The 13,346-nt window shown below is 29.0% G+C and carries 12 protein-coding genes and 1 tRNA gene; 10 read left to right on the top strand and 3 right to left on the bottom strand.

Going from position 1 to position 13,346, the window contains the following annotated elements; translation table 11 throughout:
• The first annotated feature begins 29 nt into the window (after positions 1 to 29).
• The 10 genes from H0H67_RS01650 (at position 30) to H0H67_RS01605 (ending at position 11,528) form a co-directional block, all read left to right on the top strand.
• Complete coding sequence (locus H0H67_RS01650) at positions 30 to 1,799, top strand: argininosuccinate synthase domain-containing protein (RefSeq protein WP_185859060.1); 1,770 nt, start codon at positions 30 to 32, stop codon at positions 1,797 to 1,799.
• The gene (gene argC, locus H0H67_RS01645) at positions 1,796 to 2,770 is read left to right on the top strand and encodes an N-acetyl-gamma-glutamyl-phosphate reductase (protein WP_185859059.1); all 975 of its coding nucleotides are present in this window, start codon (positions 1,796 to 1,798) and stop codon (positions 2,768 to 2,770) included. The genes H0H67_RS01650 and argC overlap by 4 nt, the downstream gene beginning before the upstream one ends.
• 11 nt (positions 2,771 to 2,781) lie before the next feature.
• Entirely contained in the window at positions 2,782 to 3,933 is a 1,152-nt protein-coding gene (locus H0H67_RS01640) for an aspartate aminotransferase family protein (RefSeq protein ID WP_185859058.1), read from the top strand.
• Positions 3,923 to 5,008 carry a glutamine-hydrolyzing carbamoyl-phosphate synthase small subunit gene (gene carA / locus H0H67_RS01635; protein ID WP_185859057.1) on the top strand — a complete coding sequence of 362 codons (1,086 nt, stop codon included), beginning with the start codon at positions 3,923 to 3,925 and terminating at the stop codon, positions 5,006 to 5,008. Before H0H67_RS01640 ends, carA begins: the two co-directional genes overlap by 11 nt.
• An 18-nt stretch (positions 5,009 to 5,026) precedes the next feature.
• The gene (carB, locus tag H0H67_RS01630) at positions 5,027 to 8,266 is read left to right on the top strand and encodes a carbamoyl-phosphate synthase (glutamine-hydrolyzing) large subunit (RefSeq protein WP_185859056.1); all 3,240 of its coding nucleotides are present in this window, start codon (positions 5,027 to 5,029) and stop codon (positions 8,264 to 8,266) included.
• An 8-nt stretch (positions 8,267 to 8,274) separates the two neighbouring features.
• Positions 8,275 to 9,231, top strand: coding sequence for an N-acetylornithine carbamoyltransferase (locus H0H67_RS01625; protein ID WP_185859604.1), 957 nt, complete (start codon positions 8,275 to 8,277; stop codon positions 9,229 to 9,231).
• Positions 9,228 to 10,010, top strand: coding sequence for an acetylglutamate kinase (gene argB / locus H0H67_RS01620; RefSeq protein ID WP_185859055.1), 783 nt, complete (start codon positions 9,228 to 9,230; stop codon positions 10,008 to 10,010). The genes H0H67_RS01625 and argB overlap by 4 nt, the downstream gene beginning before the upstream one ends.
• Positions 10,001 to 11,080: a M20 family metallo-hydrolase gene (locus H0H67_RS01615; RefSeq protein ID WP_185859054.1), complete on the top strand. Its 1,080-nt coding sequence runs from the start codon at positions 10,001 to 10,003 to the stop codon at positions 11,078 to 11,080. Before argB ends, H0H67_RS01615 begins: the two co-directional genes overlap by 10 nt.
• A 50-nt stretch (positions 11,081 to 11,130) precedes the next feature.
• Entirely contained in the window at positions 11,131 to 11,448 is a 318-nt protein-coding gene (gene trxA / locus H0H67_RS01610) for a thioredoxin (RefSeq protein ID WP_185859053.1), read from the top strand.
• 6 nt (positions 11,449 to 11,454) lie between these two features.
• Positions 11,455 to 11,528: transfer RNA gene (locus H0H67_RS01605), tRNA-Asp, on the top strand.
• Positions 11,529 to 11,533: 5 nt separating this feature from the next.
• Here H0H67_RS01605 and ribB read toward each other — a convergent pair.
• The 3 genes from ribB to H0H67_RS01595 are packed head-to-tail and all read right to left on the bottom strand — an operon-like array spanning position 11,534 to position 13,336.
• Positions 11,534 to 12,202 (bottom strand): 3,4-dihydroxy-2-butanone-4-phosphate synthase, encoded by a 669-nt coding sequence (ribB, locus tag H0H67_RS01600; protein ID WP_394366796.1) that lies wholly within the window; start codon positions 12,200 to 12,202, stop codon positions 11,534 to 11,536.
• A complete protein-coding gene (locus H0H67_RS03170) occupies positions 12,183 to 12,461 on the bottom strand; it encodes an LptF/LptG family permease (RefSeq protein WP_262887098.1) in 279 nt (92 codons plus the stop codon). Before H0H67_RS03170 ends, ribB begins: the two co-directional genes overlap by 20 nt.
• A 17-nt stretch (positions 12,462 to 12,478) precedes the next feature.
• A complete protein-coding gene (locus H0H67_RS01595) occupies positions 12,479 to 13,336 on the bottom strand; it encodes an LptF/LptG family permease (RefSeq protein WP_262887097.1) in 858 nt (285 codons plus the stop codon).
• Positions 13,337 to 13,346 lie beyond the last annotated feature (10 nt).

Below are 13,346 nucleotides of genomic sequence, written 5' to 3'. Positions count from 1 at the left end.
ATTTTTTTTCTTAGTGGTTTCTTAAAAAAATGAAAATCAAAGTTAGAGTATCTCATGAAGAGGATACAAAATATGCTTCCTTAATTTGTCAGAAAATTGAGGAAGCAGCAAAGAGTAGAGGAACTGGAATCAAAAAGAAAGATCCAGAGTATATCAAATCAAAAATGATTCATGGAAATGCAGTAATTGCTTTTTGTGATGAAAAATTAGCGGGGTTTAGCTATCTTGATATTTTTCAAAACAAAGAATTTGTCGTTAATTCCGGTTTGATTGTTTTTCCTGAATTTAGAAAACAAGGATTGGCAAAAATTATTAAAATTGAAATATTTAAACTTTCCAGAAAAAAATTTCCAAATTCAAAAATTTTTAGTATCACAACAAGTAATCCAGTTATCAAAATCAATACTGAATTGGGTTTTAAACCTGTTGCTTTTAGTGAACTGACCCAATCAGAAGAATTTTGGAAAGGATGCCAAAGTTGCGCAAACTTTGATATATTAACGAGAAATCATAGAACAATGTGTTTATGTACAGGTCTTTTATATGATCCCAATACAGATAAAAATAAAAGCAATAAAAAAAAATATAGAAATAATTATTTATCTCCAGGAGATAAGATCGTTTTAGCTTATAGTGGAGGGTTAGATACTTCTTATTGTTTAAAATATCTTATCCGAGAAAAATACGAAGTTCATACAGTTATCATTAATACAGGAGGGTTCAACAAAAATGAGTTAGAAAAAATTGAAAAAAGAGCTATAAGCATTGGATCTCAGTCTCACAAAACTATTGATTCCATAGAAGAGTACTATCAAAACTGCATAAAATATCTTATATTCGGAAATATTCTTAAGAATAATACTTATCCGCTTTCAGTAAGTTCAGAAAGAATTTTTCAGGCTATTAAAATAGCACAGTATGCAACTTTTATTCAAGCGAAAGCAATTGCTCATGGGAGTACAGGAGCTGGAAACGATCAAATTAGATTTGATATAGCCTTTCAAATTATTTGTCCAGAAAAAATAACTTTATCTCCTATAAGAGATATGAAAGTTTCTAGAGAAGAAGAGATTGAATATTTGAAAGATCAAGGAATATCTATTTGTTGGGATCAAGCAAAATATTCTATCAACAAAGGAATTTGGGGAACTAGTATAGGAGGAAAGGAAACACTGACTTCTTCTCACGATTTTCCTGAAGAGGCCTATCCAACCAAATTGAGTAGAAAAAAAAGGGAAAACTTAGAACTAGAATTTGAAAAAGGAGAACTAGTAGGTGTTAATCAAGAAAAAGGTAAAGCTATAAAAAACATAATCAAAATTGAAAAAATAGCCTCAGAATTTGCTATAGGAAGAGGCATACACATAGGAGATACTATTTTGGGGATTAAGGGGAGAGTAGCATTTGAAGCTTCAGCTGCAATTATTATTATCAAGGCTCATCATCTATTGGAGAAACACATTCTCACGAAATGGCAACTTTATTGGAAAGAGCAATTGTCTAATTGGTATGGGATGTTACTTCATGAAGCTCAATACTTAGATCCTGTTATGCGTGATATAGAAAAGTTTTTAAAAAGTACACAAGAAAGATTGACCGGTACTGTAGATATAATTCTATATCCTTATAGATTTCATTTAGTAGGGATCAAATCTAAATTTGATTTGATGGCATCTTCTAACATGGCTCAATATGGAGAAATGAATTATGCTTGGAGTGCAGAAGATGTGAGGGGTTTTACAAAGATTTTGAGTAATCAAATGAAAATGTATCATAATTTAAATAAAAAAGAAAAATGATTGAAATAGGTATTATTGGAGGAACTGGATATACTGCTGGAGAATTAATTAGATTGATGATTCATCATCCAAAAACTAAAATAAAAAGTATAGTTAGTAGAAGTCATCCAGGAAAATTGATTCATTTGATTCATCAAGATCTATTAGGAGAAATAGAAAATATGAAATTTTCTCGTGATTTAAACAAAGAAATAGATGTAGTATTTCTTTGTTCAGGACATGGACAGTCTAGAAAAGAATTGAATCATATATCAGAAATAACAAAAGTCATTGATTTAAGTCAAGATTTCAGAATCATGAATCAATCCGCTTTTAAAAATAGAAATTTTGTCTATGGATTACCAGAATTACAAAAAGAAACAATAAAAAAATCGAATAGTATAGCCAATCCTGGATGTTTTGCTACAGCTATTCTTTTAGCTATTTTGCCATTAGCTAAAAATCAATTATTAAAAAAGAATATTCATATTAGTGCTATAACTGGTTCTACAGGATCTGGAAGGAAACAGAGTGACACGAATCATTTTAGTTGGAGAAACAATAATATTTCTGCTTACAATATTTTTCAACATCAACATTTACAGGAAATCGAACAAACTATCCATAAAATACAAAATAATTTTTGTTCTAAAGTTTATTTTGTCCCTTATAGAGGAAATTTCTCAAGAGGAATTATAACCACTTTATATACTTATTCTACTTTTTCTTTAGAAAAGAATAGGGAAATATTCAAAGAATATTATCAAAATCATCCATTTGTAAATATTTCTGATATTAATATCGATGTTAAACAAGTAGTCAATACTAATAAATGTATTTTACATCTTGTTAAAGAGAAGGATCAATTGGTTGTTATCAGTATTATAGATAATCTTATAAAAGGAGCTTCTGGTCAAGCTATACAAAATATGAATCTTATATTTAATTTGGATGAAACTTGTGGTTTAAAATTAAAATCCGTTCGTTTCTAATCAAAAAGAATATGAAATTATTTAACGTTTATCCTATTCTAGATATAGAATTAAACAAAAGCAAAGGTTCTTATTTGTTTGATGTGAAAGGAAATATGTATTTAGATTTTTATGGAGGACATGCTGTGATTTCTATTGGTCATTCGCATCCATATTATGTGAAAGCCTTGACTGAACAGATTCATAAAATATCCTATTATTCTAATAGTGTTTATATTTCTCAAAAAAATAAATTGGCTAATCTTCTTGGAAAGATTTCAGGATATGAAGATTATTCCTTATTTATATGTAATTCTGGAACAGAATCTAATGAAAATGCATTGAAAATAGCTTCTTTTCATACAGGGAAAAAAAAGGTTATTGCTTTTAAGGGTTCTTTTCATGGAAGAACAAGTGGAAGTGTATCAGTAACGGATAACTACAAATTAGTATCCCCTTTTAATGCTCAACATGAAACTATATTTATAGACTATCAGAATATTGATTTTTTAGAATACGAATTAAAGAACAAAGATATCTGTGCTTTAATTACTGAAGGAATACAAGGAATATCTGGAATTATAGATCCAGGGTTAGACTTTTTTTGTAAAGTTAGAGACCTTTGCAATAAATACGATACAGTGTTGATTATTGACGAAGTCCAAAGTGGATATGGAAGAACTGGATCTTTTTTTTCTCACCAATTCTATCCTGTACAACCAGATTTAATTACTATAGCTAAGGGGATGGGGAATGGGTTCCCTATAGGGGGTGTACTCATACATCCTAAATTTAAACCATATTATGGGATGTTAGGAACTACTTTTGGTGGAAATCATTTAGCTTGTACAGCTGGTATTGCTGTATTAGAAATTATTCAAAAAGAAAATTTAATTGAAAATGCAAAAAAAATGGGAAAAATACTGTTACAAGAATTGCGTATCATTCCTGAAATTAAAAAAATAAGGGGAAGAGGGCTTATGCTAGGGTTAGAATTTGATTTTCCTATTCAGGATTTGAAAAATATTTTGATTTATAAAGAGAAAGTATTTATTGGAACATCTAACAATCCATATGTTTTGCGATTACTTCCTCCGATGAATATTAACGAAAATCATATCAAATTATTCCTTACAAAGTTAAAGAATGCCTTAGGATATCTATATAAAAAAAATGGAAAATAAAAGAAAGGCTATCCTTATGTTGGAAGACGGAACAAGGTATGAAGCTTATCATTTTGGAGCACCAGTATCCTCTTCTGGAGAGGTTGTATTTAATACAGCTATGACCGGTTATACAGAAAGTATGACGGATCCCTCTTACAGAGGGCAAATCCTTACTTATACTTATCCTATAATAGGAAATTATGGAATTCCATCTTTTTCTTGTTCTGAATCTATTTCTGAATTTTATGAATCCGATAGAATTCAAGTATCTGGACTTATTATTTCTTATTATTCTAACCGACCGTATCATTGGAATATGAGTTTATCTCTATCTGATTGGTTATCTAAAAATGGAGTTCCTGGATTATCTGGTATAGATACCAGATTCATTGCAAAAAAACTTAGAAAAAAGGGAGGATCTATGTTAGGTAAAATTTTAATGGAAAATGAAAATCTTCCTTTTTATGATCCGAATCAGGAGAACCTTTCTGAAAAAGTTTCTATTCATGAAAAAATAACATATGGAAATGGAAAATATAAAATATTAATCGTAGACTTTGGTTTAAAGAATAATATTTTACGTTGTCTCTTGAGAAGAAATTGTACTATTATAAGGGTTCCATGGGATTATGATTTTACAAATGAAAAATATGATGGATTGGTTCTTTCTAATGGACCTGGAAATCCTAAAATTTATGAAAAACCTATACATTATATTCGTATAGCTATGAAAAAAGAACGACCTATATTTGGTATATGTTTGGGAAATCAACTTTTGGGAATTGCAGCCGGAGGAAATACTTATAAATTGAAATATGCACATAGGAGTCATAATCAGCCAGTATTATCACTAAAAACAGGAAAAAGTTTTATTACATCACAAAACCATGGATATGTTTTGGATGCAATAAAACTTCCTAAAGAATGGAAAATATTTTTTAAAAATTTAAATGATGATACTTGCGAAGGGATCATTCATGATTATAAACCTTTTTTTTCTGTACAGTTTCATCCAGAAGCTTCAAGTGGACCTACAGATACAGAATTTTTATTCGATCTTTTTATCAATTCAATTGTTAGAAGAAATAAATAATAATCTTCCAAAATTAGTATGAAAATAGACAAAGTACTTATCCTGGGATCAGGTGCATTAAAAATAGGAGAAGCTGGTGAGTTTGATTATTCTGGAACACAAGCATTAAAAGCCCTTAAAGAGGAGGGAATTTATACTATATTGATTAATCCAAATATTGCCACAGTTCAAACTTCTAAAGGAATTGCTGATAAAGTTTATTTTCTTCCTTTGACTTTATTTTTTATTAAAGGGGTTATAAATAAGGAAAAACCAGAAGGAATTCTATTGTCTTTTGGGGGACAAACTGCATTAAATTGTGGAATTCAGCTTTTTCAAGAAGGAATTATAGAAAAATACAAAATTCAAGTTTTAGGAACTCCTATTGAATCTATTATTCACAGTGAAGATAGAAACTTGTTTCGAAATAGGTTGACTCATATTAATATAAAAACGGCAAGAAGTTTTGTGGCTCATTCTATGGATGATGCTATTTCTTATTCTTTAGAAATAGGATTTCCTATTATTATTAGATCTGCTTATACACTTGGAGGTTTGGGGAGTGGTTTTGCGAAAGATATTAATGATTTAAAAAAAATAGTAAGTAAGGCTTTTTCTTATTCTTCTCAAATTGTTGTAGAAGAATATTTAGAAGGATGGAAAGAAATTGAATACGAAATAGTTAGAGATAAATATGATAATTGTATTTCTGTCTGTAATATGGAAAACTTTGATCCTATAGGAATTCATACAGGAGAAAGTATTGTAGTGGCACCGTCACAAACTCTAACAAATTCTGAATATTATAGTTTAAGAAAATTAGCTATATATATTGTCAGAAATTTTAAGATAGTTGGAGAATGCAACGTCCAATTTGCATTAGATCCTAATTCAGAAGACTATCGTGTTATAGAAGTTAATGCACGTCTTTCTCGTTCAAGTGCTCTTGCATCTAAAGCAACTGGTTATCCTTTAGCTTTTGTGTCTGCTAAATTGTCTTTAGGATACGGATTGCATGAATTGAAAAATTCTGTGACTAAAAAGACTTCTGCTTTTTTTGAACCAGCGTTGGATTATGTGGTATGCAAAATACCTAGGTGGGATCTCAAAAAATTTTATGGAGTTTCTAATAGGATTGGAAGTAGTATGAAAAGTGTGGGAGAAGTAATGGCTATTGGAGGTTCTTTTGAAGAAGCCTTACAAAAAGGTATTCGAATGTTAGATATTGGGATGCAAGGGTTCATCAACATTTATAAAAAAAAACTGGGATCTAATCGTCTACTGAGAGAATCTCTTAAAAAACCGACAGATCAAAGAATTTTCTTTTTAGAAGAAGCTTTAGAAGAAGGTTTTTCTATGAAAGAGATACATGATTTAACGAAAATTGATCCATGGTTTTTATATCAACTTGATAATATTTTTCAAACAAAAAAAAAGATAGATCATTTTGATAATTGGAGAGATATTCCGGACGAATTGTTACGGAAAGCAAAGAAAGAAGGTTTTTCTGATATGCAAATAGCTAGTGTTTTTTTTAACAAAAAAAACAATCTATGTAAATATCACAGTATTTATCATTTAGAAAAAGAAATAAGAGAATATAGAAAAGAAAAAAATATAGTTCCATATGTGAGACAAATTGATACTTTAGCTTCTGAATATCCGTCATACACAAATTATTTATATTTAACCTATCATGCCATTCAACATGATATAATTTATGAAAAAGATGAAAAATCTGTTATCACATTAGGATCTGGTGTTTATAGAATTGGAAGTAGTGTAGAATTTGATTGGTGTTGTGTTAATGCATTAAATACTATTAAGAAAGAATCTTACAGATCAATAATGATTAATTATAATCCTGAAACTGTGAGTACTGATTTTGATGTATGTGACAGATTATATTTTGAAGAGCTTACTTTAGAACGTGTATTGGATATTATTGAACTGGAAAAGCCGAAAGGAACAATTGTTTCCATGGGAGGACAAATTCCTAATAATTTGGTTTTAAAACTTTATGAAAAAAAAGTAAAAATTTTGGGGACCTCTCCTATTTCTATAGATAAAGTAGAAAATAGATACAAATTTTCCAATGCTATGGATTATTTAAAGATCGGACAGCCTAGATGGAAAGAATTATCCGATTTTGATACTATTTATCAATTTGTAAAAGAAGTGGATTTTCCAATATTAGTCAGACCTTCGTATGTTCTTTCGGGTGCAGATATGAGTGTTCTTTCTAATCAAGAGGAATTACAACATTATCTTAGTAAAAAAGTATCTATATCTCCTGAATATCCATTAATTATTACAGAATTTATTAGAAATGCAAAAGAAATTGAATTAGATGCTGTTTCTCAAAATGGAGAAATTTTGTATTATGCTATATCAGAACACGTAGAATTTGCAGGAGTCCATTCAGGAGATGCTACTTTAGTATATCCTCCACATAATCTCTATTTGTCAACATTAAAAGAAATCATTAATATATCTAAGAAAATATCCAAATATTTTGATATATCTGGTCCTTTCAATATTCAGTTTTTATCTAAAGATAATGAAATCAAAGTCATTGAATGTAATTTGAGAGCATCTCGTAGTTTTCCTTTTGTATCAAAAGTATCTCATTTTAATATGATTGAATTAGCTACTCAAGTTATTCTTGGCAAGAAAAAAAATAAAATAGAACCTAATTTTTTTATTACAAATTTTTTAGGAATAAAAGCTTCTCAATTTTCTTTTTCTCGTTTGCAAGACGCAGATCCTATTTTGGGTGTGGATATGTCTTCCACAGGAGAAGTGGGATGTTTAGGAAATACTTTTGATGAAGCACTTTTAAAATCCATGCTTTCTGTTGGTTATAGAATTCCAAAAAAAAATATATTAATATCTGGAGGACCTATTGAATCTAAATTGGATCTTTTAGAAGTCGTCAAACTATTGCATAAAAAAGGATATATATTATTTGCGACAGAAGGAACCAATAAATTTTTATCCAATAATGGAATTCCCTCCATAAGAGTTTATTGGCCGAATGTCAAAAAATATTCAAATGTTCTTGAATTGATAAAAAATAGAAAATTGGATCTTATTATTAATATTCCAAAAAATCTAAGTAAATCAGAATTGGATAATGATTATGCTATAAGACGTTATGCCGTTGATTTTAATATATCTCTTCTCACCAATGCGCGTTTAGCAAAAGCTTTTATACAAGCATTTTGTAATTTATCTATGGACCAATTATTTATAAAAGCTTGGAATGAATATAAATGAAAAAGTTTATGAAAAAATTTTTTAGCGTAGAAGATGTTATTAACGTATATGATCTAATTAAAGAAGCTCTTTTTTTAAAGAAAAATCCATATGAATTTAAACGTATTGGAAAAAATAAAACAATTGGATTGGTTTTTTTTAATCCTAGTTTACGAACAAGAATTAGTTGTCAAAAAGCAGCTTTTAACTTAGGATGCAATACTTGGATATTAGATGTTCATAAAGATTCTTGGAAAATTGAAATGAATGATGGAAGTGTGATGAAAATGACACAAGAACATCTTAAAGAAGCTATTTCTATAATGAGCATATATTGTGATATTCTTGCTGTAAGAACTTTTCCTAGTTTATCAGATAGAGATTATGATTACAAAGAAGTAATTTTTAATAAAATATTAAAATATTCTAGAGTTCCAGTAGTTAACATGGAAAGTGCTACTTTGCATCCTTTGCAATCTTTAGCAGATGTAATGACTATTGCCGAATTTACATCTTTTTTTAAAAAAAGATGTAAAGTAGTGTTAAGTTGGGCTCCTCATATCAAACCATTGCCTCATTCCGTGGCAAATTCTTTTTCTCAATGGATATCAAAAATAGATAAAATAGATTTCACTATTGCGTGTCCAGAAAAATACGATCTTAATAAAAGATTTTCTAATGGAGTTTTTACCACACATCATCAAGATGTGGCTTTTATAAATGCCGATTTTATTTATGCAAAAAATTGGAGTAGTTATTTAGATTATGGAAAAATGCTCTGTCAAAATTCTGACTGGATGATCACTGTAAATAAAATGAAACTTACCAATCAGGCTAAATTTATGCATTGTTTACCTGTCAGGAGGAATGTTGTGGTAGAAGATTCTGTTTTAGATGGAAAACATTCCATTATATTGCAACAAGCAGAAAATAGAATTTATGCTTCACAAATAATTTTTTTAAAAATTCTACAATCTTTATCATGAAAATCCATATAGTTAAAATTGGAGGTCATTTAATTAATGACCAAAAGGTTCTTAATTTTTCTTTGAAAGCTTTTTGTCAACTACAAGGATATAAGGTGTTGATTCATGGAGGAGGAAGAAAAGCAGATTTCATTTCAAATAAAATGGGAATTTTGCAAAAAATTATAAAAGGTAGAAGAATAACAGATAAAGAAACTTTGGATATAGTTGTTATGACTTATGCAGGAATGATCAATAAAAATATTGTAGCTCTATTACAATCTCATCACTGTAATGCTTTGGGTTTATGTGGAGCAGATGGAAATTGCATTAAATCATATTTACGAAAAAAAACAAATATTGATTATGGATATGTGGGGGATATTAATAGCAAAAGTATTAATACACGTTTAATAAAATTTTTATTGAAAAATAATATCATTCCTGTATTATGTTCTATAACTCATAATGGAATAGGAAATTTACTAAACACAAATGCAGATACAATAGCAGCTTATATAGCTATATCCTTAGCAAAGGAAAAAGATTGTGAAACGGAATTACATTTTTGTTTTGAAAAAAAAGGAGTTTTACGAGATATACAGGACCCTGAATCTTTTTTTCAAAAAATAAATTTTAATTCATTTCAAAAAATGAAACAAAATCATTCCATAACAAATGGAATGATCCCTAAATTGGAAAATGCTTTTTTTGCATTAAAAAATGGAGTATCTCAGGTCAGTATAGGTCTCCCTAACTATTTAAATGATGTTAATAATAAGACTCTTCTATGTCCGTAGTCAATTTGCAAGTTTTAAAGAAAGAAGCTATACAGCTTCTTATACAACTTATAAATACTCCTTCTATATCCAAACAAGAAAACAAGGTCTCTTTTCTTATAGAAGATTATCTTCATCAATATGGATTTCATGTTAAAAGAAAATTTAACAATATATGGACTGAAAACACGAACTATTTAAAAAAAGGAAATATACGAACTATACTATTAAATTCTCATCATGATACGGTTAAACCAGGAAAAAATTGGAAAACTAATCCTTTTTCTGCTATCAAACAAGAAGATAAACTTATAGGGTTAGGTAGTAATGATGCTGGAGCTTCCGTTGTTTCGTTAATATCCACTTTTATATATTTAAGTAATTTATCTGAATTACCTTACAAGTTAATTCTTTCAATTACTGCGGAAGAGGAAATATCTGGACCTTTAGGCGTAAGAGCAATTTTACCTGAATTGGAATGTATAAACTTAGGAATTGTCGGAGAACCAACACAAATGCAAGTAGCTATTGCTGAGAAAGGATTGATGGTATTGGATTGCATAGCTGAAGGAAAGACAGGACACTCTGCAAGAGATATAGGAATCAATGCTATTTATGTAGCAACAAGAGACATAGAACACTTAAGAAATTTTTCTTTTGATAGAAAATCGGAATTACTAGGTTTTACTACCTTAAATGTGACTCAAATCCAAGGAGGAATACAACACAATGTGATTCCTGATTTTTGTTCTTTTGTAGTAGATATTAGAACCAATGAGTTATATAAAAATGAGGAATTAATTGAAATTATACAAAAAATAATTCACTCTCAAATGAAACCACGTTCTTCTCATTTAAACTCTTCTTTCATAAATCCTATGCATCCCATTGTTTTAAAAGCTCAACGAATAGGAAGAAAAACTTATGGATCTCCTACTCTTTCAGACCAAAGCATTATGCCTTTTTCCACCATTAAAATGGGAGTCGGAGATAGTGTCCGTTCTCATACTCCTAATGAATACATCTTGATTTCAGAAATCATGGAAGGAATAGATATTTATATCTGTTTGTTAAAAGACTTTCACTTTTGAATTTGAAACAAAAAAAGGTAAATTTGTTATGTTCTTTAAATGAAAAAAGTATGTTACAAGAAATAAACGATGATAACTTTGAAAAATTAGTTCATGAATCGGATAAACCTGTATTGGTGGATTTTTGGGCTCCTTGGTGTGCTCCATGTCGATCTTTGTCTGTTCTATTAGAAGATCTATTTACTGAATATCATAATAAAGCATTGATTTTTAAATTAAATGTGGATAATAATCCAAAATATTCTTCTAAATATGGAATACGCAGCATTCCCACCATGATTTTTTTTAAGAACGGAGAGAAAAAAGATATGCATATTGGAATTTCCTCTAAAGAGGATATCAGAAAAAAATTAGATATTTTAATTTAGTTTTTGGGTCTGGTAGTTCAGTTGGTTAGAATACATGCCTGTCACGCATGGGGTCGCGGGTTCAAATCCCGTCCAGACCGCATTTTTATCTGTTTCTTTTCTGTTTAAGATATTTGATAAGATCCTCTATGGATATAATTTTCATATGGAATTTTTTAGAAATTTGAATCAATTGTGGTAGACGTGCCATAGATCCATCTTCATTAAGTATTTCTACCACAACTCCTCCTGGGGTACATCCAGCCATTTTAGTTATATCAATAGCAGCCTCTGTATGTCCAGGTCTTTCTAAGACACCTCCTTTCTTTGCGCGAAGAGGAAAGATGTGACCTGGTTTATTAAATGATTTTGGGTTGACTTTGTTGACTAAGGCAAAAATAGTTTTTGCTCTATCTGAAACTGAAATTCCAGTACTAACGCCATATCCTCGTAAGTCTACAGATACTGTGAAAGCCGTTTTCCTAGGATCTGTGTTCTTTTTTACCATCATTTGAAGTTCTAGTTGATCACATTTTTCTTCTGTTAAGGAAACACAAAGGAGTCCTCTCCCATGAGTAATGAGAAAATTTACAATTTGAGGAGTTATTTTTTCAGCAGCTACTATAAAATCTCCTTCATTTTCACGATTTTGATCATCAACCACAATAATAATTTTTCCACTTTGTATATCCTGTATGGCTTCTTCAATACTATCTAAATTTTGATTCGAACCAAAAACCATATCTATATTTGTTTTATTGAATATAAAAATCATCCATTGCAGTTTTATAAGTCATCCATATGCTTACTGGAAAAAAAATAAAATTCGGAATCCATGCTCCTATCCATGGACAAATTTCAGCCTTTTCTACTTTATTTTGAGTGATAGTCAGCAAAGTATAATAAATAATGAATATAGTTATTGCCGCAATGGTAGGATGACCTATTCCTCCTTTTCTAATAATAGCTCCTAAAGGAGCTCCAGTTAGAAACATAATAATGCATGTTACTGGAAATGTAAATTTTTTTTGCAATTCTAATTGCAGCTTAACTAATTTATAGATATTTTTTTTTTGATATTCAGAATTTTTTTTTTTAAAAAGTTAATTTTTTGAATTAAATTTTGGGTATCATAGTCATCTAATTCTTTTATTCCTTCATAGTCATAGTAAGGAATTTTAAAGTTTTGAATTAAAGTATCAAATTCTACAATTTGATAAGAGGATTGTTCTTTGTTTTCATTCGTATTTTCACTATACAAAATCCCATTCATTAATTTAAATTGAATAAATTCAGATCTATCTTCATTTGGAATAAAAAATCCTTTTTTAGAAAGAATAGTATTTACTAGTGAATTTTTATCATAAAAAAAAATAAATATATTATGCAATTGTTTATTTTTTCTCGATTTTCTGTCTATTTTTATGAAAAAATCTGGTAATAAATTTACAAAAATTCCTTCTTTTAATTTGAAAGAGGGATGAGTTAATGATATTTGATATCCTAATTTTTTAGCTTGCATTTTCGCTTTTGGAATGGCTAAATCTGAGAAAAAATACAATCCAATCGATAAAATACAGGTTATTCCTAAAATAGGTTTCATGATACGAAAAAGAGATATTCCAGAAGATTTTATAGCAGTAAGTTCTTGATTTTCTGAAAAATTACCAAATGTTATTATAGAAGTCAATAATAGTGATATAGGAGTAACTAATGGAATAATAGATATTCCAAAATAAAATATAAATTTTATTATTATTAAAATATCAATGTCTTTTCCAATCAATTCATCTATTTGACTCCAAAAAAATTGAATCATAAAAACGATAAATATTGTAGAAAAAATAATTAAAAAAGGAGCTATAAATAAACGAATCATATATAGATCAAGTTTTTTTATTAGCTTCATATCATTGAAT

This window comes from Blattabacterium cuenoti, from assembly GCF_014251575.1.
In the GTDB taxonomy this organism is placed as follows: domain Bacteria; phylum Bacteroidota; class Bacteroidia; order Flavobacteriales; family Blattabacteriaceae; genus Blattabacterium; species Blattabacterium cuenoti_N.
The sequence above is the reverse complement of the archived record's forward strand: the minus strand, read 5'-3'. Positions and strand labels throughout refer to the sequence as shown.